Source organism: Roseospirillum parvum, from assembly GCF_900100455.1.
Classification (GTDB): Bacteria; Pseudomonadota; Alphaproteobacteria; order Rhodospirillales; family Rhodospirillaceae; genus Roseospirillum; species Roseospirillum parvum.
Window position 1 is genome coordinate 51625 of sequence record NZ_FNCV01000005.1, and the last position, 21211, is coordinate 72835.

At 70.2% G+C, this 21211-nt stretch carries 17 protein-coding genes; 13 read left to right on the plus strand and 4 right to left on the minus strand.

Translation table 11 applies throughout. The features are described 5' to 3' along the window. The first annotated feature begins 1 nt into the window (after position 1). The 10 genes from flgE (at position 2) to BLR95_RS08790 (ending at position 10925) form a co-directional block, all read left to right on the plus strand. On the plus strand, positions 2-1306 hold the full coding sequence (flgE, locus tag BLR95_RS08745) for a flagellar hook protein FlgE (RefSeq protein ID WP_092618525.1): 1305 nt from the start codon (positions 2-4) through the stop codon (positions 1304-1306). Positions 1307-1311: 5 nt separating this feature from the next. Beyond that, a complete protein-coding gene (locus BLR95_RS08750; protein WP_092618528.1) occupies positions 1312-1590 on the plus strand; it encodes a hypothetical protein in 279 nt (92 codons plus the stop codon). Beyond that, positions 1587-2078 (plus strand): hypothetical protein, encoded by a 492-nt coding sequence (locus BLR95_RS08755; protein WP_092618531.1) that lies wholly within the window; start codon positions 1587-1589, stop codon positions 2076-2078. Before BLR95_RS08750 ends, BLR95_RS08755 begins: the two co-directional genes overlap by 4 nt. Before the next feature lie 49 nt (positions 2079-2127). Then, complete coding sequence (gene flgK, locus BLR95_RS08760) at positions 2128-3855, plus strand: flagellar hook-associated protein FlgK (protein ID WP_092618534.1); 1728 nt, start codon at positions 2128-2130, stop codon at positions 3853-3855. An 11-nt stretch (positions 3856-3866) separates the two neighbouring features. Beyond that, complete coding sequence (locus tag BLR95_RS08765; protein ID WP_092618537.1) at positions 3867-4781, plus strand: flagellin; 915 nt, start codon at positions 3867-3869, stop codon at positions 4779-4781. Between the two features lie 106 nt (positions 4782-4887). Further along, positions 4888-5607 (plus strand): LytTR family transcriptional regulator DNA-binding domain-containing protein, encoded by a 720-nt coding sequence (locus tag BLR95_RS08770; RefSeq protein WP_092618539.1) that lies wholly within the window; start codon positions 4888-4890, stop codon positions 5605-5607. Between the two features lie 162 nt (positions 5608-5769). After that, a complete protein-coding gene (gene cowN, locus BLR95_RS08775) occupies positions 5770-6060 on the plus strand; it encodes a N(2)-fixation sustaining protein CowN (protein ID WP_092618541.1) in 291 nt (96 codons plus the stop codon). A gap of 177 nt (positions 6061-6237) precedes the next feature. Beyond that, entirely contained in the window at positions 6238-7413 is a 1176-nt protein-coding gene (locus BLR95_RS08780; RefSeq protein ID WP_092618544.1) for an efflux RND transporter periplasmic adaptor subunit, read from the plus strand. 10 nt (positions 7414-7423) lie between these two features. After that, positions 7424-9421: a MacB family efflux pump subunit gene (locus BLR95_RS08785; RefSeq protein WP_092618547.1), complete on the plus strand. Its 1998-nt coding sequence runs from the start codon at positions 7424-7426 to the stop codon at positions 9419-9421. A 70-nt stretch (positions 9422-9491) separates the two neighbouring features. Continuing rightward, a complete protein-coding gene (locus tag BLR95_RS08790; protein ID WP_176787769.1) occupies positions 9492-10925 on the plus strand; it encodes an efflux transporter outer membrane subunit in 1434 nt (477 codons plus the stop codon). 24 nt (positions 10926-10949) lie between these two features. On the opposite strand, the gene BLR95_RS08795 is transcribed toward BLR95_RS08790, so the two are convergent. The 4 genes from BLR95_RS08795 to BLR95_RS08810 form a co-directional block, all read right to left on the minus strand. After that, entirely contained in the window at positions 10950-11393 is a 444-nt protein-coding gene (locus BLR95_RS08795) for a hypothetical protein (RefSeq protein ID WP_092618550.1), read from the minus strand. A gap of 41 nt (positions 11394-11434) precedes the next feature. Then, positions 11435-11881 (minus strand): hypothetical protein, encoded by a 447-nt coding sequence (locus BLR95_RS08800; protein ID WP_092618553.1) that lies wholly within the window; start codon positions 11879-11881, stop codon positions 11435-11437. A 180-nt stretch (positions 11882-12061) separates the two neighbouring features. Next, the gene (locus tag BLR95_RS08805) at positions 12062-13003 is read right to left on the minus strand and encodes a transglutaminase family protein (protein ID WP_092618556.1); all 942 of its coding nucleotides are present in this window, start codon (positions 13001-13003) and stop codon (positions 12062-12064) included. Next, positions 13000-15672: a circularly permuted type 2 ATP-grasp protein gene (locus BLR95_RS08810; RefSeq protein WP_143130967.1), complete on the minus strand. Its 2673-nt coding sequence runs from the start codon at positions 15670-15672 to the stop codon at positions 13000-13002. The genes BLR95_RS08805 and BLR95_RS08810 overlap by 4 nt, the downstream gene beginning before the upstream one ends. A gap of 200 nt (positions 15673-15872) precedes the next feature. On the opposite strand from BLR95_RS08810, the gene BLR95_RS08815 reads away from it, so the two are divergent. From BLR95_RS08815 to katG, 3 genes are all read left to right on the plus strand, one after another. Beyond that, complete coding sequence (locus tag BLR95_RS08815) at positions 15873-17294, plus strand: circularly permuted type 2 ATP-grasp protein (RefSeq protein WP_092618562.1); 1422 nt, start codon at positions 15873-15875, stop codon at positions 17292-17294. Positions 17295-17299: 5 nt separating this feature from the next. Beyond that, complete coding sequence (locus BLR95_RS08820) at positions 17300-18241, plus strand: alpha-E domain-containing protein (protein ID WP_092618565.1); 942 nt, start codon at positions 17300-17302, stop codon at positions 18239-18241. A 260-nt stretch (positions 18242-18501) separates the two neighbouring features. Beyond that, positions 18502-20694, plus strand: coding sequence for a catalase/peroxidase HPI (gene katG / locus BLR95_RS08825; RefSeq protein ID WP_092618568.1), 2193 nt, complete (start codon positions 18502-18504; stop codon positions 20692-20694). The last annotated feature ends 517 nt before the right edge of the window (positions 20695-21211 follow it).

Consider the following 21211-nt stretch of genomic DNA (forward strand, 5'->3'; position numbering starts at 1 on the left):
CATGAGCAGCCTCAGCAGCGCGATGAGCATCGCCGTTTCGGCCCTGAAGAGTCAGGCCTCCTCGGTCTCGGCCATCTCCAACAACCTGGCCAACAGCGAGACCATTGGCTACAAGACCACCGATGCCAGCTTCTATTCCCTGGTTACCGGCACCAGCTCCAACTACAACTTCACCGGTGCCGGGGTGGTCGCCAATCCGCGCCAGAACATTGCCGCCCAGGGCGCCATTGTCGGCACCGAAAGCACCACCGATCTGGCGATTGATGGCAACGGCTTCTTTGTCGTCACCGACGACGCCGGCGGCGACGTCTTCTATTACACCCGGGCCGGCAACTTCTTCGCCGACGACGACGGCAACCTCGTCAACAGAAACGGCTACTATCTCCAGGGCTACCCGACCGACAACGAAGGCAACGTGACGACCAGCGCCGGCACCTCGTCGGCCGGGCTCGAAACGGTGAACATCGAGAGGGTGTCCGGGTCGGCCATCGCCACCACCGAGCTGTCGGTGTCGGCCAACCTGCCGGCCGACCTGGCGGTGGGCGGCACCGTCGAGGCCGACGTGGAGATCTACGACAGCCTGGGCGTGGCCCACACGGTGACCATCACCTACGAAAAGACCGGCGCCAACACCTGGGACATGTACATCGCCGATCCGGTGCTCAGTTCCGATGGCGGCACGGTCAGCGGCACCGCCAGCAGCCCCACCTCGGCGTCGCCGGTCACCCTGACCTTCAGCGCCGACGATGGCAGCCTGCTCAGCACCTCGTCCGATCCCATCACCTTCGACATCACCGGCTGGAGCTCGGGCGCCGCCGACAGCTCGATCACCTACGATCCCGGCACCGTCGGCACCACCAGCGGCCTCAGCCAGTGGTCCTCCGGGGCCGACGACCCGGCCGACGCCGACATCGACCTGGGCACCATCAGGCAGAACGGGGTGCGCTACGGCTCGTTCTACAGCGCCACCATCGACGAGGACGGCTACGTCTACGCCAATTTCAGCAACGGCGTCAGCTATCCCATCTACCAGATTCCGCTGGCCACCTTCTCCAACGCCAACGGGCTGGAGGCGGTGTCCGGCAACGCCTACTCGTCGACCGTCGATTCCGGCAATGCCACCTACGTCGCCGCCGGCAGCGGCGGCTCGGGGACCATCTTCTCGGGCTCGCTGGAACGCTCGACCACCGACACCGCCGACCAGTTCAGCAAGCTGATCACCGCCCAGCAGGCCTATTCGGCCGCCTCGGAGATCATCAGCTCGTCGCAGGACATGTTCGACAGCCTGATCAGCGCCAAGCGGTGAGCCCGATGAGTCGTCCCCGACACCCCGGCAAGCCAAGCCACCCGGCCGAACTGGGCCGGCTGTGGCGGGCCCGTCGGCAGGCGGCGCGGCGGCTGGCCGAGGGCGACCGCGCCGCCCTGCTGGCCGCCGCCGTCGACCTGATCCAGGCCCGTGCCGCCGCCGCGCCGCTCCTGGCCCGCGTGGCCGCCCGCCTGGAGCGCCGGCGGTCCGGTCGCGGCGCCACCCGTGCCTATGCCCGGGCCGGCGGGCTGCCCGCCGCCGCCTTCAAGGGAGATCCAAGATGAGCTGCCATGCCCCCGCCCGACGGGCCGAGCGTGATGGCCCCGCCTCGCCGCGAGCCCTGATCGATGCCTTCAGCGCCACCTTGAGCGCCCTTCTGGCCCTGGGCGAGGAGGAGAACCGCCGGCTGTGCGACCCCGCCGGCCGGCTGCCCCTGGACCTGGTCCGGGCCAAGGAGGATCTGGCCACCCGCTACGCCACCCTGGCCGAGCACCTCCGGGCCGGCATGGCCGGCTTCGATCCGCCGTGCCGCCGCGCCCTGGCCGACCTGGAAAACGACATCCGGCGGCTGGTCGCCCTGGTCAAGGAGAACCAGCGCCTGGCCAACGAGCACAAGGCGGCCTCTGCGTTGCGGGTCAACATGATCATGCAGGCGCTGGCCGAGCAGGAAAAGGCCACCCAGGCGGGGCCGACGGTGTGCGCGCCGTCGCCGGCCGGCCCGACGGCGGGTCCACTGGGCGGCATGGCGGCCCCGTGGCCGGGCGCCGGCTGAGGATTGTCGGCCGAGGTCGTCGGAGTCACATCCGGTTCGGGAGGGGCGCATGTCCATCAACGACATCATCAACAGCAGCACCTCCGGCCTGCTGGCCGTGCAGACCCGCATTGCCGTCACCTCGACCAACATCAGCAACGCCGACACCGAGGGCTACACGGCGAAAAGCGTCGATACCGCGGCGGCCATCGTCGGTGGACAGGCGGTCGGCGTCTCGGTGGTCGGCATCGGCGCCCAGGTGGATCGCTACCTCTACCGCGAGGTGATCGAGGCAACCAGCGAGGCGGCCCATGACGCGGTCATGGCGGGCTTTCTGGAAAGCGCCGTCTCGCTGCTCGGCGACAGCTCCGACGGGGCCGACCTGGCCGACACCCTGAGCGAGCTCATGACCCGGCTCGACGAGGCGGCGGCCTCCGACCAGGCGAGCACCCGCACCGCCGTTCTCAATGCCCTGGAAAGCTTCGCCGACACCCTGTCGGCCACCTCCGGCGAGGTGCAGGGGCTGCGCACCACCGCCGATGCGCGGATCGCCGAGACGGTGGACGACATCAACGCCCTGCTCAACGAGATCGATGGGCTGAACGCGCAGATCACCGGCCTTCGGGCCCACGGCCAGGCAACCGCCGACCTGGAGGATTCCCGACGCACCGCCCTGGCCGAGTTGGCCGAACTGGTCGACATCAACCACTTCACCAGCGACACCGGCGAGGTGCAGATCTACAGCGCCGGCGGCAGTCCCCTGCTGACCGGCACCGTGCACGCCCTGGGTTACGAGGCCGCCGGCCGCCTGTCGGCCGACAACCTCTACGACCCGGCCGGCGGCGGCAGCATTTCCGGCATCACCTCGGGCGGCGAGGATATCACCGACGAGCTGCCCGGTGGCCAACTGGGCGCCCTGATCGAGCTGCGCGACAGCGTGCTGCCCGGCCTGCAGGATGAGTTGGACGATTTGGCGGTCGGTGTCATGGACAGCCTGAACGCCGCCGCCAACGCCGCCACCGCCGTGCCGCCGCCGGCCAGCCTGACCAGCGATCACGGGATCGATGGCACGGCGGCCTTCAGCGGCACCGGCACGGTCACCCTGCTGGCCACCGATGCCGATGGCAACATCACCGACAGCACCACCATCGATCTGTCCACCATCACCACCCATGCCGATCTGGTCAGCGCCCTGGATGGCGCGGCCGGGGTGTCGGCCAGCCTGGACGCCGACGGCACCCTGACCCTGAGCGCCGACGACACCGATGGTGGCGTCATCCTGACCGGCGACGGCACGGTGGACGCCGACGGCCGTGGCCTGTCGCATCACCTGGGCCTCAACAACCTGCTCTCGGGCAGCGATGCCACCGACATCACGCTGAACGGCAATCTTGAAACCCAAGGTCTGCCGCAGGCGGTGATCGCCTCGACCACGGTTGGCGATGCCGCCTACATGGCCGGCGACACCAGCGGTCTGAAGGCGGCCTGGAGCGCCCTGGACGATACCATCCTGTTCGACGCCGCCGGCGAATTGCCGGCCGGCCGGGCCAGCGCCCTGGCCCGCGTCGCCGATCTGGTCGACGGACTGGCCGACCGTGCCGCGCGCGCCGCCGACAGCGCCGAGAACAGCGCCGAGCTGGCAAGCAGCCTGGGCGCGGCCTTCGGCAACGCCCATGGCGTCAACGTTGATGAGGAAACCGCCAGGCTGGTCGCCCTGGAACAGTCCTACGCCGCCACCAGCCAGGTGATCGCCACCGTGCAGGACATGTTCGACAGCCTGACCGCGATGATGAACTGAGGAGCCCGACCATGCGCGTCGCCACCCACACCATGAACAGCACCCTGCTGGCCCAGGCGCTGGAGGCCCAGGGGCGCTACAACCAGGCCCTGGTCGAGCAGGCCTCGGGGCTGAAGAGCGAAAGCCTGAGCGGTCTTGACGGGCAGGCCGGGCAGGTGGTCAGCCTGACCGCCGACCTCGCCGCCTCGGAGCATCTGGTCAGCCAGGCCGAGACGGCGGCCAGCCAGGTGGAAGCCGCCTATGCCGCCATCGATGGCATGCTCGACATCCTGAGCAGCACCAGCACCAGCGTCGCCGCCCAGATCTCCGGGTCCAGCGACGGCAGCGACACCAGCACCCTGCAGGACAAGGCCGCCGCCTGGCTGGCCGATCTTCAGACCCTGCTCAACACCAGCCAGGGAGACACCCATGTCTTCGCCGGCACCCTGGGCAGCCGTGCCCCGGTCGATGTGGACGCCGCCGGGTACGATCCGCTGGCCGACCCGACCCAGCCCGACACCGGCTACTATCAGGGCGGGGCCGAGCCGCGCAGCCTGATGCTGGGCGGCGAGCAGTCCCTGACCCATGGCGTGACCGCCGACGAGAAAGCCTTCGAGCAGGCCCTGCGGGCCCTGGCCATGCTCGCCGACGACGCCAATCAGCCGCTGACCACCGCCACCCTGGGCGAGGCCCAGGCATTGATCGATCAGGCGGTCAGCGGCATGGGGGCCTTGCAGGAGCGTCTGTCGGCCCAGTCGGACAGCCTGGAAACCCTGAGCGACGTGCAGACCGAATTCCAGCTTTACGCCGCCGCGCTGCTGGAGGACGTGACCAGCGTCGACGTGGCGGAAAGCGCCGCCAAGGTGTCGGAGCGCGAACTGGTGTTGCAGGCCTCCTATGCCGCCTTGTCGTCGCTCAAGTCGCTGTCCCTGGTCGATTATCTGTAGATCGCCCTGGCGGAAGCCGCGGCGGGTCTCCGAAAGGCTTGCCGGTCGCCCCTCGGCCGCGTCACAAAGCTTGCCGGCCGTCCCCCGGCCGCGTCACAAAGGACTCATGGAAGACTTCGCCTACCGACTGCAACGGCTCGAGGCGGGCGTCGTGCTGCTCGACGCCGAGGCCCGGGTGGCCGCCGTCAACCCGCCGGCCGAACGCCTGTTGGGGCACGACGCGGCGACCCTGATCGGACGGCCGATCAGCGAGCTGCACCCGCCGGCGGCGCGCGGCAAGCTCGACTGGCTGCTGAAGGCGGCGGGCGAGGAGGCGCAGACCGGGCTGATGGTCAGCCTGCCCGGTCAGGTCCTGGTGCTGAAGGCGACCCGGCTGGCCCCGGCCGGGGTCTGCCTGACCCTCTACCCGGTGGCGCCGCACGAGGCGGCGCGGGGGCCGATGGCGCCCCAGGAGACGGCGCCGCGCAACACCACCGCCGACAGTCCGCCGCCGCTGGTCAAGCTGCCGGTGTCGCGGGGCGGCGCGGTGGCCCTGATGGCGCTGGCCGACGTGGCCTACCTCCGGGCCGATGGGCATTACACGGCGGTGGCGGCGGTCGATGGGGCGGACGGCTTCTGCCCGCGCTCCCTGGCCGAGTTGGAAAGCCGGCTGGACAGGGCTGCCTTCCTGCGCGTCCACCGCAGCTACATGGTCAACCTGGGGCACGCCACCGGGGTGAAGCGCCAGTCGGGGCGGCTGATGCTGGTCACCTCGGCCGCCCGCGCGCCCCTGGTCCCGGTCGGGCGGACCCGGGCCGATTTGGTGCGCAGGCTGTTCGCGGTGTAGGGGGGCGCGGGTCGTTCACGCGCCGTGGAGGTCGTTCATGCAGCCGGCCGGTGGCTGGTTGGGTTGCGCTTGCACCGCGCGGCGGGCTGGGGCCTGCTGGCCGCCTTCCAGTTTGCGTCTGCCAACGCCCGCCTCCCAAAGTTTCCCCAAGGGTCCTCCAGAATGAACGCCGCTCCCGACCGCTATGTCAGTTTCGAGGGCATCGACTGCGCCGGCAACAGCCGCGCCCTGATCGCCGCCATCCGCCGCCACATCGACCGGCCGGAGCGCAGCAACCCGCTGTGGGAGCGCTTCAAGGCCCGTCTGGCGGCGGCCGGCGACAGCCAGGCCAGCACCGGCGACGAGTTGTATCTGGTCTGCTCGCACGTCTACTACATCGAGGAGTTGTTCGACGCGTACGACGACGCCGAGGGCCTGGAACTGCTGCGCAAGCTGGAATACGAGTGCTGTTGACCCCTGTGCGACCACTTTCGGGTATCGGCCGGTAACCACCCCGGCGGTCGACACATTGGGTTACATTGTGTCTATGGCCGCTGAGCGCCCCCGTTCCCTATCTTGACGCCAGCATGACCGCCGACCCCGGTTTCCCGGTCGCCGGGCGGGCAAGGCAAGGATGAAGGTGGGACCGAGATGGCGTGGCGTCGGCTGGCTGTGGTGATCGTCGTGGGGAGTGGGCTGGCGCTGGGTGGCGCCTGGCTGGGGCGGGGGCTGTTCGCCCCCGAGCCGGTCGCCCCGCCGGCCAGCGCGGTGGCCGGGCTTGGCACCATCGAGGACACGGTGCTGGCCAACGGCACCCTGAAGGCGTCGCGGCTGGTCAGCGTCGGGGCTCAGGTCTCGGGCCAGATCGAGACCCTCGCGGTGGCCCTGGGCGATCAGGTCGAGGCCGGCCAGCTGATCGCCGGCATTGAATCCGAAAGCCAGGAAAACGCCCTGCGCGACGCCGAGGCCGAACTGGCCTACATCAAGGCCCAGCGCCAGTCCAAGGTGGCCACCCTGAAGCAGGCCCGTCTGGCCTTCGAGCGCCAGCAGCGCCTGCTGGCCCAGGATGCCACACCGCGCGAGGACTACGAGGCGGCCGAGGCCACCCTGGCCACCACCCAGGCCGACATCGCGGCGCTCGATGCCCAGATCGCCCAGGCGGTGATCGCCGTCGACCGGGCCCGCACCGACCTGGGCTACACCCGCATCGTCGCCCCGATGGCCGGCACCGTGGTCGCCGTGGTGGTCGAGGCCGGGCAGACGGTCAACGCCAACCAGACCACCCCGACCATCGTCAAGATCGCCCGCCTCGACCCGATGACCGTGGAAGCGGAAATCTCCGAGGCCGACGTGGTCCGCGTCCGCCCCGGTCTGGAAGCCTATTTCACCATCCTGGGCGATCCGGACACCCGCTATCCGGCCACCCTCAGGGCCATCGAGCCGGCCCCGACGAGCATCGAGGGCGACGACGACGCGAGCACGGACGACAGCGCCATCTACTACAACGGGCTGCTCGACGTGGCCAACCCGGACCACCGCCTGCGCATCGACATGACGGCCCAGGTCTCCATCGTCCTGGCCCGGGCCGAGGCGGCGGTGCTGGTGCCCGCCTCGGCCCTGCTCCACGACGGCGGGCAGCCCCTGGTCAAGGTGCTGGGGGCGGACGGAAGCATCGCGGCGCGGTCGGTCGAGGTGGGCATCAACACCAACATCCGGGCCCAGATCACCGATGGGCTGAGCCCCGGCGAGCGGGTCGTCCTGTCGCCGGCCGAGGTGGCCGAGACCGACCGCCGGCGGCGCGGCCCGCCGAGCCCGCTCGGCTTCTGAGGCGGCGGCCATGACCCAACCCGCCCCCACCCGGCTTTCCCCCGGCCAGCCCCTGTTGCGCCTGGAAAAGGTCAGCCGCGCCTTCCCGGCCGGCGAGGGCACCCTGGTCGTGCTGAAGGAGGTCGACCTGACCATCGAGGCCGGCGAGATGGTGGCCATCATCGGCGCCTCGGGGTCCGGCAAGTCGACCCTGATGAACATCCTCGGCTGCCTGGACCGGCCCAGCGGCGGCACCTATCGGGTCAACGGCCGCGACACCCGCGACCTGGGCCCCGACGATCTGGCCGCCCTGCGGCGCGACCATTTCGGCTTCATCTTCCAGCGCTACCACCTGCTGGGCACCCTGGACGCCGTCGGCAACGTGGAAATCCCGTCCATCTACGCCGGCTGGCCGCGCGCCGAGCGCGACCGGCGGGCCCGCGCCCTGCTCCAGCGGCTTGGCCTGGAGGGTCGGCTGGGCCACCGGCCGGGGCAGCTTTCCGGCGGCCAGCAGCAGCGGGTCAGCGTTGCCCGGGCGCTGATGAACGGCGGCCGGGTGATCCTGGCCGACGAGCCGACCGGGGCCCTGGACAGCGCCAGCGGCCAGGACATGCTGGCCCTGCTCGAGGAGCTGAACGCCGAGGGGCACACCGTGGTCATCGTCACCCACGACCCCAAGGTGGCGGCCCACGCCGAACGGGTGATCGAGATCAGCGACGGGGCCATCCTCTCGGACACCCGCCGCCAGCCGGTCCGGACCGATGGTCCCGGGGCGTCGCGGCCGCCCGCCGAGCCGGCCGGGGCCGCCCCGCGGCGCGGCGCCCTGGCCGCCCTGGGCCGCCTGGGCGAGGCCCTGCGCATGGCCCGGCTGGCCATGTGGGCGCACCGCCTGCGCACCTTCCTGACCATGCTGGGGATCATCATCGGCATCGCCTCGGTGGTTTCGGTGGTGGCGCTGGGCGAGGGCTCGCGGCAGCGCATCCTGGCCAATATCAGCGCTATCGGCACCAACACCATCGACGTCATGCCGGGCAAAAGCTTTGGCGACCGCCGGGCGGGGCGCATCGAGACCCTGGTGCCGGCCGACGCGGCGGCCATCGCCGAGCAGCCCTATGTGGACAGCGTCACGCCCCAGGTCAGCAGTTCGGGCACGCTGCGCTACCGCAACGTGGCCCTGGACGCCACGGTGAATGGCGTCGGGCCGGCCTACTTCCGGGTCCAGGGCTACCGGTTGACCGCCGGCATGGCCTTCACCGAGGCCAGCGTGACGCGCCGCGCCCAGGAGGTGGTGATCGACCACAACACCCGCGACCAGATCTTCGGCCCCGACCGCGATCCGGTGGGCGAGGTCATCTTCCTGGGCAGCGTGCCGTGCCGGATCATCGGCGTCACCGCCGAGAAGACCAGCCTGTTCGGCGGCGGCACCAGCCTCAACGTGTGGATTCCCTACACCACCGCCATGAGCCGGATCATCGGCCAGTCCCATCTCAACCGCGTCACCGTGCGGGTGCGCGACGACTACGCGACCGAGACCGCCGAGAACAACATCCGCGCCCTTCTGCTGGCCCGTCACGGGGGGATCGACTTCCACCTGCGCAACACCGATACCATCCGTCAGACCATCCAGGGCACCACCGAGACGATGACCCTGCTCATCTCCTCCATCGCCCTCATATCGCTGGTGGTTGGCGGCATCGGGGTGATGAACATCATGCTGGTCTCGGTGACCGAGCGGACCCGCGAGATCGGGGTGCGCATGGCGGTCGGGGCGCGGCGCGGCGACATCCAGCAACAGTTCCTGGTCGAGGCGGTGCTGGTCTGCCTGCTCGGCGGTGCCCTGGGGGTGCTGCTGGCGCTCGCCCTGGGCCAACTGGTGGAGCACCTGAATGGGCAGATTTCCATGATCTATTCGGCCCAGTCGATGCTGCTGGCCTTCGCCTGCTCGACCCTGATCGGCATCGTTTTCGGCTATCTGCCGGCCCGCAGCGCGGCCCGGCTCGACCCCGTGGAGGCCCTGGCCCGTGAGTAACCTCCTGCCGCCCCCCCTCCGTCCCCGATTTTCGGTCCGAACTGGCCGGGTGGCGCCCGCCGGCACGGTTTTGCCCAGGCGACGCACGCCCCCTGTCGGCGTCCTGGTCCTGCTGCTGCCGGCCCTGCTCGGCGGCTGCGGAACTTGGCTCGAAACGCCGTTCGAGGCGCCTTCGGTGACCCTGCCGGAAGCCTGGCGGCAGGCCGCGCCGCCGGTCGCCGGGACGGTCAGCGTCGATCCGCTCGATCCCTGGTGGCGGGCCTTCGACGATGCGGCGCTGAGTGCCCTGGTCGAGCGCGCCCTGGCCGCCAACAATGATCTGGCGGCGGCCACCGTCGAGTTGCGCAAGGCCCGTCTGGAGGCCGGATTGAGCGAGCGGGCCATGCTGCCCGGGCTGTCGGCCGGGGCGGATCGCCGCGCCAACTACCCGTTGCGCGGCGAGACCAGCGTCGGGCGCACCTACAGCCTGTCCGGCGCCCTGAGCTACGAGGTCGACCTGTGGGGGCGGCTCGACCGCGAGGCCGATGCCGCTGCCTGGGCCGCCGTCGCCAGCCAGGCCGACCGCGAGGCCACCGCGCTGTCGCTGGTCGGCACCACGGCCGAACTGTACTGGCAGGTGATCTACCTGACCCAGCGCCGGACCCTGGCCCGGCAGAGCATCGACTACACCCGGCGCACCCTGGATCTGGTGCGGGTGCAGCGGGCCGGCGGCGCCGCCTCGGCGCTGGAGGTGGCGGAGGCCGAGCAGAGCGTGGAAACCCAGGAGGCCGACGACATCGACCTGTCGCAGCAGTTGACCGAGGCCCGCAACGCCCTGGCCATCCTGTTCGACGCGCCACCGCCGGCGGTGGACGACAACCTGGGCATCGTCCGCGCCACCCTGCCGGCGGCCGACCAACTGCCCCGGATCGACCCCGGGCTGCCGGTCGACCTGCTGCGGCGCCGGCCCGACCTCAAGGCGGCCGAGCAGCGGCTGCGCCAGAGTCTGGCCACGGTCGATGCCACCCGGGCCGGCTATCTGCCCACCCTGACCCTGACCGGCGAGTTGGGGGCGAGCAGCATCTCGCTGGTCCACCTGCTGATGGACCCGGTGGGCAGCCTGGGCGCCGGGCTGGTGCTGCCCTTCCTCAACTGGAACGAGATGCGGCTCAACATCAAGGTCTCCGAGGCCGACTACGAGGCGGCGGTGATCGACTACCGGCAGACCCTCTACACCGCCCTGGCCGAGGTGGAAAACGCCCTGTCGGCGCGCCGCACCCTGGCCCAGCGGGCGGTGCGTCTGGCCGCCGCCCTGGCCGCCGCCGAGCGGGCCGAAACCCTCTACGAAGTGCGCTACCGGGAAGGCGCGGCGGCGTTGCAGGACTGGCTCGACGCCCAGGAAAAGCGCCGCACGGCCGAGGAAAGCGTGCTGGAAAACCGCTATCAGGCCCTGCTCGCCCAGGTCACCCTGTATCAGGCCCTGGGCGGCGGGGCGTCGGCGGTGCCGGCGCCCGCCGAGACCTGAGGGCCTGAGGGCGGGGGGGCGGCGTCAGGACCCGGCGCAGCCGCGGACCACGGCCGAGCAGGCCTTGATGCTGCCGAAGCCCCAGCCGGCCCGGTTCTCGCTGTTGACGGCGACGATCCGGCCGTCGCGCACCGCCACCTGGAAGACGCAGGCGGTGGCCTGGGCGGCCGCCTCGGGGATCGGGCTGGCCAACAGACGGCCGTCCGGGCCGCGTGCCTGGGCCGAGGAATAGACCGCCACATGACCCGGGGCATCGTCGGTCAGGCGGTGGGTGCTCAGCGGCTGGCCGATGCAGCGGTCGAGCACGGCGGCCTCGCGGCCGACCAGGTTCTCCTTGGCCGAACGCACGGTACTGAGATGCGGCGCCCCGCAGGCGGACAGGGTCAGGCTGGCGATGCCGACCGACAGGGCGAGGGGCGCGAAAATGGCGCGGCGCAAGGTTGGCGGGAACAAGGTTGGCGGGGACATGGTGGGCACTCCTTTCTCGGGAAGCTGGTGCGGAAGGGGGGTCAGGCGGCGGGACCGGGCAGGCGGCCGGACATGCGCAGGCCGTCGCGCAGGTTGAGGGCAAGCAGGGTGATGTTCACCGCCCCGGCCAGCAGCTCGACCGCCTGGACGGCGTAGAACACCGAGTCGATCTCGCCGGCCCGCGCCTTGGCGGCCAGGAACAGGGCGGCCGGGACCAGGATCAGAAGGCCGCTGGCGGCGATGATCGGCATCCGCCGGCCTTTTCTTGCGGCCAGCCCGCCGGGGGTTGTCCGGGCCAGCCGGAAGCCGCTGCCGCCGGCCATGGCCAGGGCCGGAACCAGCACCAGCAGGCCCCAGGGAATGGCCGTCTTGACGGCGATCACGGCGCTTTCCGGGCCGGCCAGTTCGCTGATCGCGGTGGCCAGCCAGAAGCCGACGACGAGCAGCAGCGCCAGGCCGCCGGCGATGGGATGTAGGGTCTTGGGCATGGGGCAACCTCTTGGCTGGAAACAAGTCTGAAAAACAAGATAGCAAGCTATATAACAGAAAACAGCACGCTGTCCAAGAGCCAACGCGCCGATCCTGTCGTCGCCATCGGGCGGTGATCCAGGCTCTTGATATTGAAGCAAATCGTCGTCGCGATCCGTTCCGGATCGCTCGGGATTTGCTTATCCCGGCGGCGCCGTCATCCGGCTGCCGTCGGGGTTGAGGGGGGTCACCTCCACCGCCACCTCGGGCAGGCCGTGGCCGCCGCCCAGCATCACCCCCTTGATCGGCGAGACGTCCTCGAAGTCGCGGCCCCAGGCGGTGACCACGTGTTCGTGGGTGACCAGCTTGTCGTTGGTCGGGTCGATGTCGATCCAGCCGCCGTTGGGGGCCTCGGCCATGGGCACGAACAGCGACACCCAGGCGTGCGAGGCATCGCCTCCTTCCAGGCGTCGCGTGTCGCCGGGCATGCGGGTCAGCACGTAGCCGCTGACATAGCGCGCCGCCAGCCCCAGCGCGCGCAGGGCGCCGATCATCACGTGGGCGAAGTCCTGGCAGACACCGCGCCGCTCGCTCAGCACCTGCTCGGTCGGGGTGGCGATGGTGGTGGCGGTCGGATCGTAGGCGAAGCCGGCGTGGATGCGTTGGCTGAGGTCGATCGCCCCGGCCAGCACCGGACGCCCGGGCGGGAAGCTGGGGCCGGCGAAGGCGCGCAGGGTGGGCGAGGCGCAAACCAGCGGCGAATCAAAGGTGTACTGGCAGTTCTCGACGATCTCGGCGCCGACGCCGCCGGCCAGCCGCGCGGCCACCGCCTCCCAGGGCGGGGTGGCCTCGGGCTCGGGCAGGCTGGGGGGGGTTATCGAGACCCGGGCCAGGGCGGTGGCGGTCAGGGCGCGATAGGGCTCGGTCAGGGTGAAGGTGGTCAGGTGGTTGCCGAAGAAGTCCAGGCGGTCGCGGCGGTGGGCCGGGGTGGGCTGGATATCGACCCCGGCCTGATGCACCGTCTGGCCGGCGAAGGCGCGGGGCAGCAGCCGACCGGCGTGGTGGCTGACCGTCACCGGGCTGTCATAGCGGTAGGTGGTGACGTGACGCACCCGGTAGCTCATCGGGCGGGGCTGGCTCATGGCGCCTCCCCGGCCGTCTCGTCGGCCTGATCGAGCGATGGGCGGCTCTGGCCGCCGCTGCGGGTTTCCACGGCGTGGGCGAAGTACTGGCGGGCCAGCGAGTCGGCCAGGGCGTCGATCAGCCGGCGCAGCAGGCCGAGCAGGCGCGGCAGCGGCAGGCGAAGCAACTGATCGTCCTCGGCCAGCGGATCGTCGGCCACCTCGGCCATGGGGGCGACGCCGGACAGGGGCAGGCGGTCCAGCTCCAGGGTGCGCACCACGCCGAGCAGGCGCATGGCCAGCCGCTGCTCGTGGGTTCTGAGGGCGAAGGCCTGGTCGGCCGCCAGACTGTCCATGTGCAGGGCGAGGCGGGTCAACTGGTAGGCCAGGGCGCGCGGGTTGCTCTCGTCGGCCAGCAGCACGTCGAGCACCGGCACGGTCTGCGCCCGCTCCAGGTAGCGGGCGCGGTAGGTCATCTGGCTGTCGGTGGCCTCCAGGATCAGGTCGAGCACCGCCGTGCGCGCCTCGCCCTCGGTCCGCTCGACCGCCTCGAACAGGTCGAGCAGGCGCCGGGCCCGCTCGATGCGCCGGCCGGTGTCGAGGAAACGCCAACCCAGGCCGCGGGTCATGTTCTCGTTGCCCAGCCCGGCCATCACCAGCAGCGGGGTGAGGATGGCGGTCAGGCGCGGACCGGCTTCCTCCGGGGTCGGGATCGGTGTCTCCGGCCCGGCGATCGGCTGGCCGCCGATCCCCATGCCCAGGCCCAGCGCCTCGGCCAGGGCGCCGATGGCCCGCCAGTTGTCGACCGACAGGCGGTCGCGCACCCGCAGGCCGATGCGGTGCACGCTGAGGCCCAGGGCGGCCAGTCCGACCGGATTGGCCGGGTCCAGGTTGGCGGCCAGGATGGCCCGCACGGTGGCGTCCTGGTCGTCGGCCGAGGGGCCGCCGGGCGGCGCGAAGGGCGGGTGGCCGAGCCGCCACAGCAGGTCGAGCACCGCGCCCAGCTCCATCGATCCGGGACCACCCTCGGCGTGCCGGCCGACCATCGCCCTGAGCAGGCGGGCGGTGCCGTCGCAGCGTTCCACGTAGCGGCCCAGCCAGAACAGGTCGTCGGCCACCCGCGAGGGCAGATCGCGCGAGCCGCGGACCAGCCGCACCGGCGCCTCGCCGGGGCGCGGTCTGGGCGGCAGGCCGACCGGCTGGCGCGACAGCACCCAGGTGTCCTTGCTGGCGTCGCCGCGCTGCATGGAGACGCTCTGCTGGTTGGCGCTGGCCGAAACCCGGGTCAGGCCGCCCGGCATCACCGCGTAGTCGATCCCGTTCTCGCCCGGGTGGGCGCAGACGTGGACCCGAAGCACCAGGGCGTGGGGGGCCAGGCCGGCGGTGCTCCAGCCGGGCACGGTGGACAGCGAGACCGCTTCCTGGCCGACCCAGGCGTAGGGCCGGCGGGCGATCTCGGCGCGCAGGGCGTCGCGCTCGGCGGGGCCCAGGTCGGCCCCGCGCAGGGCCGGCGCGGTGGCGTCGAAGGCGGGGCGCACGGCCAGATCTTCCAGCGCCTCGGCGACGTGGGCCTGCTCGCGCGGCTGGCCGCACCACCAGGTGGCGACCGAGGGCATCCTCAGGTCCTCGCCCAGCAGGCGGCGGCTGAGGGCGGGCAGGAAGGCCATCAGGCCGGGCCCCTCGACCACCCCGGCGCCCAGCGCGTTGGCCAGGGCGATGGTGCCGTTGTGGGCCGCCTCGACCAGTCCCGGCGCGCCCAGGGTGGAGTCGCCGCGCAGCTCCAGGGGGTCGCAGAAGCTGCTTTCGTTGCGCCTAAGGATGACATCGACCGGCTTCAGGCCGCCCAGGGTTTTGAGGAACACGCGGCCCTCGCGCACCGTCAGGTCGCCCCCCTCGACCAGGGTGAAGCCCAGGTAACGCGACAGGTAGACGTGCTCGAAATAGGTCTCGTTGAACGGTCCCGGGGTCCACAGGGCGACCCGGGGGAACTCGCGCGGCTGCGGGGCGCGGGCGATCAGGCTGTCGCGCATCCCGCTCAGATGCACGGCCAGCCGGTGGACCGGCAGGGGGCGCATCACCTCGGGCAGCAGGCGGTTCATGATGACCCGGTTTTCCAGCACGTAGCCGATGCCCGAGGGGGCCTCGGCCCGGCTGTCGATGACCCACCAGCGGCCGTCCGGCGAGCGCGCCAAATCGAGCGCCAGCAGGTGCAGGAAGACGCCGTCATGCGGCCGGGCCCCGGCCAGCGGGCGCAGGAAGGCCGGGTTGGCGTGGATCAGGGCCGGCGGCAGGGCGCCCTCGGCCAGCAGGTGGCGGGGTCCGTAAAGGTCGGCCAGCAGCTCGTTGAGCAGGCGGGCGCGCTGGATGGCGGCGCGCTCGATGGCCAGCCAGTCGGCCTCGTCGACCAGGAAGGGCACCGGGTCCAGGCTCCACGGCCGGTCGTGGCCGGCCGGATCGCCGTAGACGTTGTAGGTCACCCCGTTGTCGCGGATCAGGCGGCGTCCCCGCTCGGCCCGGCGGTCGATCTCCTCGGGGCCGAGGCGGCCCAGGCGCTCGATCAGGTCGCGCCAGTGGGGGCGCACCTCGCCGTGCGGGGTCAGCATTTCGTCGAACACCCCGGGGCGCGGGGTGTAGCGCAGCCACGGCGGGGCGGCGTCGGTCGTGGCGGCCTCGGTCATCGTCTGGCTCATGCTGCGTCCGCCTGCCGGCGCGGGCGGGGGGCGGCACCGGCGGCCCCTCCACGGCGAGGGAACGGCGCCCCCCGGGCAAAGTCAAGCCCCGTCGCGGGGGACTCGCTGCCCAAAACGTTAGCAGTTCTTTCCCGTTGACGACACGCTGAGCAGTGGGCAACCCTGTCAGGGAAGCGAAACGCGCAAGTGAAGGGCGGGGCATGGCGGCGGACGGGCCGGTTTTCGACGAGATGACCCTGGCGGACGGCACCGTCCGCGCCCCCTACCGCACCTATCAGGCGTGGCTTGATCGCACCGATCCCGGTCTTCTGGCCCGCCGCCACGCCCAGGCCGACCTTTTGTTCCGGCGCATGGGCATCACCTTCGCGGTCTATGGCGAGGCCAACGGGGCCGAGCGCCTGATCCCGTTTGACGTCATTCCGCGCATCCTCAGCCGCGATGAGTGGAAGGTGCTGTCCAAGGGGGTGTGCCAGCGGGTCGAGGCGCTGAACCGCTTCATCCACGACATCTACCACGATCAGGAGATCATCCGGGCGGGCAAGGTGCCGGCCGAGCTGATCCTGGGCAACGACCAGTACCGCGAGGAGATGCGCGGCTTCAAACCGCCCGGCGGAGTCTACGTGCACATCGCCGGGATCGACGTGGTGCGCACCGCCGAGAACGCCTTCCACGTGCTGGAAGACAATCTCAGGACCCCGTCCGGCGTGTCGTACATGCTGGAGGACCGCGAGATCATGATGCGGCTCTTCCCCGATCTGTTCGATGCCTGTCCGGTGGCCCCGGTCAACCACTACCCGACGACGCTGCTCGACAACCTGGAATACGCCGCCCCCGGCGGGCGCGACGAGCCGACGGTGGTCCTGCTCACCCCCGGGCAGTTCAACAGCGCCTATTTCGAGCACGCCTTCCTGGCCGACGAAATGGGCATCGAGCTGGTCCAGGGGCATGACCTGTTCGTCGAGGACGACACCGTCTACATGCGTACCATCGAGGGGCCGCGCCGGGTCGATGTGATCTATCGCCGCATCGATGACGACTTCCTCGACCCCAAGGTGTTCCGCGCCGACAGCATGCTCGGCGTGCCGGGGCTGTTCCAGGCCTACCGCAAGGGCCGGGTGACCCTGGCCAACGCCATCGGCACCGGCATTGCCGACGACAAGGCGATCTATCACCACGTGCCGGAGATGATCCGCTTCTACCTGGGCCAGGAACCGGTGCTGGCCAACGTGCCCACCTGGTTCCTGCGCCACGACGACGACCGGGCCCATGTGCTCGATCACCTGTCGGAACTGGTGGTCAAGGAGGTCCACGGCTCGGGCGGCTATGGCATGCTGGTCGGGCCCCGGGCCACCCGGGCCGAGATCAGCGCCTACCGCGAGCGCATCCTGGCCGACCCGGCCAATTTCATCGCCCAGCCGACGCTGGCCCTCTCCACCTGCCCGACCTTTGTCGATCAGGGCATCGCGCCGCGCCATGTGGACCTTCGGCCGTTCGTGCTGACCGGCAAGAAGACCACCGTGGTTCCCGGCGGGCTGACCCGGGTCGCCCTGCGCCAGGGCTCGCTGGTCGTCAACTCGTCGCAGGGCGGCGGGACCAAGGACACCTGGGTGCTGGAGCGCTGACCGCCATGCTCAGTCGGACCGCCGACAACCTCTACTGGATGGCCCGCTACATGGAGCGGGCGGAAAGCGTCGCCCGCATCCTCGACGTCAGCCACCGCATGTCCCAGTTGCCGGGCGGCCAGGAGGCGGCCCGCGAATGGCTGCCGGCGCTGATCATCTCCGAGCAGTTGGAAGACTTCGAGCGGACCTACGACGCGGTCAGCGCCGGCCATGTGATCGCCTACATGGGGCTCGACCCGGCCAACCCGTCGTCGATCCACTCGACCCTCAAGGCGGCGCGCGAGAACGCCCGCGCCGAGCGCAACATCCTGCCCACCGAGGTCTTCGAGACCCTCAATACCACCTGGCTCGAAATGCGCGACATCCAGTACGCCCGGCTGGTCGAATGGGGCTTTCGCGAGTTCTTCGAGTGGGTCAAGGAGCGCAGCCAGTTGTTCACCGGCATCGTCGCCGGGACCATGCTGACCAACGAGGCCTATCACTTCACCCGCCTGGGCACCGCCATCGAGCGGGCCGACAACACCGCCCGCCTGCTCGACGTCAAGTATCACGGCCTGGTGCCGGATGACGAGGCGGCCACCGACGAGGCCGCCGACTACTACCAGTGGGGGGCGCTGCTGCGCGCCATCAGTGCCTTCAAGGCCTACCGCATGACCTACCGCGAGGCCATCAAGCCGCGCCAGGTGGTCGACCTGCTGGTGCTGCGGCGAAGCTTCCCGCGCTCGCTGCACGCCTGCTACGCGGAAATCCATCCGACCCTGGAAACCCTGCGCCCGGGTTCGGAATGCGCCCGGCTGTCCGGCGAGCAGTACGCCCGGCTGCGCTACTCCCGGCCCCAGGACATCACCCGGCGCGGTCTGCACCGCTTCCTGACCGATTTCCTGAACCGCAACGCCGCCCTGTCGGAAGAGATCGCGCGCACCTTCCTGTTCGTGCCTGGCGGCTGATCTTCTCGCCTTCCCGTCGGTGGGGAGGGGGGGGTGTCTCGTCGGCCGGTTGATCGTATAATCAGATCAAAGATTTTAGAATTAGCTGTTTGAAGCGATTTTAACCCACCCCTACACTGCTCACACGCTGGGCTGACGGGGGTGCTTCAAATGCCCACATAAATATTCGTCAGCCGATCAGGACCCCCATTCCGGGTGGTCCGGCCGCCCCTCGACGCCGGGCGGCCGCGCAATGACGCACAACCAGGGAGGAAACCGTCATGACCCATGATACGGCCGGCAAATGCCCGGTGATGCATGCCCCGGTGGCCGGGGGAGGGACCAGGAACGCTGACTGGTGGCCCGAGCAGCTGAACCTGAAGATGCTCCACCAGAACCCGCCGGCGGCCAATCCGCTGGGCCCCGACTTCACCTACGCCGAGGAATTCAAGAAGCTGGACCTGGCCGCGGTGAAGCGCGACCTCACCACCCTGATGACCGACTCCCAGGACTGGTGGCCGGCCGACTACGGCCACTACGGCGGCCTGTTCATCCGCATGGCCTGGCACAGCGCCGGCACCTATCGCACCGGCGATGGCCGGGGCGGCGCCGGCTCGGGCAGCCAGCGCTTCGCGCCGCTCAACAGTTGGCCCGACAACGCCAACCTGGACAAGGCGCGGCGCCTGCTGTGGCCGATCAAGAAGAAGTACGGCAACCGCCTCTCGTGGGCCGACCTGATGGTGCTGGCCGGCAACGTGGCCCTGGAATCCATGGGCCTCAAGACCTTCGGCTTCGCCGGTGGACGGGTCGACGTGTGGGAGCCGGAGGAGGACATCTACTGGGGCACCGAGACCGAATGGCTGGGCGACAACCGCTACAGCGGCGATCGTGACCTGGAAGACCCCCTGGCCGCCGTGCAGATGGGCCTGATCTACGTCAACCCGGAAGGCCCCAACGGCGAGCCCGATCCCGTCGCCTCGGGCCGCGACATCCGCGAGACCTTCGCCCGCATGGCCATGAACGACGAGGAAACGGTGGCCCTGACCGCCGGCGGCCACACCTTCGGCAAGTGCCATGGGGCCGGCGACGCCGCCCATGTCGGTCCCGACCCGGAGGCCGCCGGCCTGTCGACCATGGGTCTCGGGTGGCTGTCGTCGCACGGCAGCGGCAAGGGCGACGACACCATCACCAGCGGCATCGAGGGCTCGTGGACGCCCAACCCGATCCGCTGGGACAACGGCTACTTCGACATGCTGTTCGGCTACGACTGGGAACTGGTCAAGAGCCCGGCCGGAGCCTGGCAGTGGACGCCCAAGGACGTCGAGGAGAAGGACATGGCGCCGGCGGCGCATGATCCCTCGAGGAAGGTGCCGACCATCATGACCACCGCCGACATGGCGATGCGCATGGACCCCATCTACGAGCCCATCTCGCGACGCTTCCATCAGAACCCGGACCAGTTGGCCGACGCCTTCGCCCGCGCCTGGTTCAAGCTGACCCACCGCGACATGGGGCCCCGGGCCCGCTACCTGGGCCCCGAGGTGCCCGAGGAAGAGCTGATCTGGCAGGACCCGCTGCCCCCGGTCGACCACCCGCTGATCGACTCCGGCGATGTCGCCGAGCTCAAGGCCAAGGTGCTGGACAGCGGGCTGTCGGTGGCCGATCTGGTCTTCACCGCCTGGGCCTCGGCCTCGACCTTCCGTGGCTCGGACATGCGCGGCGGGGCCAACGGGGCGCGCCTCAGGCTGGCCCCGCACAAGGACTGGGAGGGTAACGAGCCGCCCCGCGTGGCCAAGGTGCTGGACACCCTGGAGGGCATCCGGAGCACCTTCAACAGCGCCCAGTCGGGCGGCAGGAAGGTGTCGCTGGCCGACCTCATCGTGCTGGCCGGCAACGCCGCCGTCGAGCAGGCGGCCAAGCAGGCCGGTCATCAGGTGACGGTGCCCTTCGTGCCCGGGCGCACCGACGCCCGCCAGGATCAGACCGACGTCGACTCCTTCGCCGTGCTCGAGCCGGTGGCCGACGGCTTCCGCAACTACCAGAAAACGGCGTTCAGCGTGCCGGCCGAGAAGATGCTGCTCGACAAGGCGCAGCTTCTCACCCTGACGGCGCCCGAGATGACCGTGCTGGTCGGTGGCCTGCGGGTGCTGGGGGCCAACCACGGTGGCGCGCCGCACGGCGTCTTCACCGACCGCCCCGGCACCCTGAGCAACGACTTCTTCGTCAACCTGATGGACATGGGCACCGAATGGCGGCCCACCTCGGAGGCCGAGGAGCTGTTCGAGGGGCGCGATCGGGCCAGCGGGCAGGTGAAGTGGACCGGCACCCGGGTCGATCTGGTGTTCGGCTCCAACTCCCAGTTGCGCGCCCTGTCCGAGGTCTACGCCCAGGACGACGCCGGCGGCAGGTTCGTCGAAGACTTCGTCGCCGCCTGGGCCAAGGTGATGCACGCCGACCGCTTCGACCTGGCCTGATCAATCGGCGTCATCAATCGGCGTCATCAATCGGCGTCATCAATCGGCGTTGCGATCCGTTCCGGATTGCTCGGAGTTTGCGCCAGGCAAGGGTGGATCGAGCGTGATCCGCCCTGGCCATTACATCACCCCCTGCCATCGGCTCTGGATGGCAGGGGGTTTTCTGTCTTGCGGGGAGGTGGCCGGGATGAAGGGGGGTGGTTTTCCCGCTCTCTTGAATCAAGATTCACCGGCGTAAAGTCATTGAGTTGAGTGCGATGGTTGTTTCAAACTTGAGGTTGCGCCTTCCAATGTTTTTGTTTTAACAGTTCAAGAGTTAATTGGCTGGAGAAACCGCCACCGTTCATCTATCTTTAAGCGAAGTGGATGATTCTTGTCCCCATTCCGGGACCCCACCGCAGCCAGAAGGGAGGCGGTGTGTTTGGTGCCCTGCCGTCGGTGGGGGAACAGGGTGATGATCGAGACACGCCAGGACTCGTCCGAAGAAACGTTTCGGGCCCTCGATGCCCCCCCTCTC

Bases quoted from the DNA above. Each gene is read 5' to 3' on its own strand.
- flgK (WP_092618534.1), top strand. From the start codon at position 2,128: ATGTCCATCAACGACATCATCAACAGCAGCACCTCCGGCCTGCTGGCC.
- BLR95_RS08805 (WP_092618556.1), bottom strand. From the start codon at position 13,003: ATGAGCCAGCCCCGCCCGATGAGCTACCGGGTGCGTCACGTCACCACC.
- BLR95_RS08780 (WP_092618544.1), top strand. From the start codon at position 6,238: ATGGCGTGGCGTCGGCTGGCTGTGGTGATCGTCGTGGGGAGTGGGCTG.
- cowN (WP_092618541.1), top strand. From the start codon at position 5,770: ATGAACGCCGCTCCCGACCGCTATGTCAGTTTCGAGGGCATCGACTGC.
- BLR95_RS08795 (WP_092618550.1), bottom strand. From the start codon at position 11,393: ATGTCCCCGCCAACCTTGTTCCCGCCAACCTTGCGCCGCGCCATTTTC.
- BLR95_RS08820 (WP_092618565.1), top strand. From the start codon at position 17,300: ATGCTCAGTCGGACCGCCGACAACCTCTACTGGATGGCCCGCTACATG.
- katG (WP_092618568.1), top strand. From the start codon at position 18,502: ATGACCCATGATACGGCCGGCAAATGCCCGGTGATGCATGCCCCGGTG.
- BLR95_RS08800 (WP_092618553.1), bottom strand. From the start codon at position 11,881: ATGCCCAAGACCCTACATCCCATCGCCGGCGGCCTGGCGCTGCTGCTC.
- BLR95_RS08815 (WP_092618562.1), top strand. From the start codon at position 15,873: ATGGCGGCGGACGGGCCGGTTTTCGACGAGATGACCCTGGCGGACGGC.
- BLR95_RS08770 (WP_092618539.1), top strand. From the start codon at position 4,888: ATGGAAGACTTCGCCTACCGACTGCAACGGCTCGAGGCGGGCGTCGTG.
- BLR95_RS08750 (WP_092618528.1), top strand. From the start codon at position 1,312: ATGAGTCGTCCCCGACACCCCGGCAAGCCAAGCCACCCGGCCGAACTG.
- BLR95_RS08755 (WP_092618531.1), top strand. From the start codon at position 1,587: ATGAGCTGCCATGCCCCCGCCCGACGGGCCGAGCGTGATGGCCCCGCC.
- BLR95_RS08785 (WP_092618547.1), top strand. From the start codon at position 7,424: ATGACCCAACCCGCCCCCACCCGGCTTTCCCCCGGCCAGCCCCTGTTG.
- BLR95_RS08765 (WP_092618537.1), top strand. From the start codon at position 3,867: ATGCGCGTCGCCACCCACACCATGAACAGCACCCTGCTGGCCCAGGCG.
- flgE (WP_092618525.1), top strand. From the start codon at position 2: ATGAGCAGCCTCAGCAGCGCGATGAGCATCGCCGTTTCGGCCCTGAAG.
- BLR95_RS08810 (WP_143130967.1), bottom strand. From the start codon at position 15,672: ATGAGCCAGACGATGACCGAGGCCGCCACGACCGACGCCGCCCCGCCG.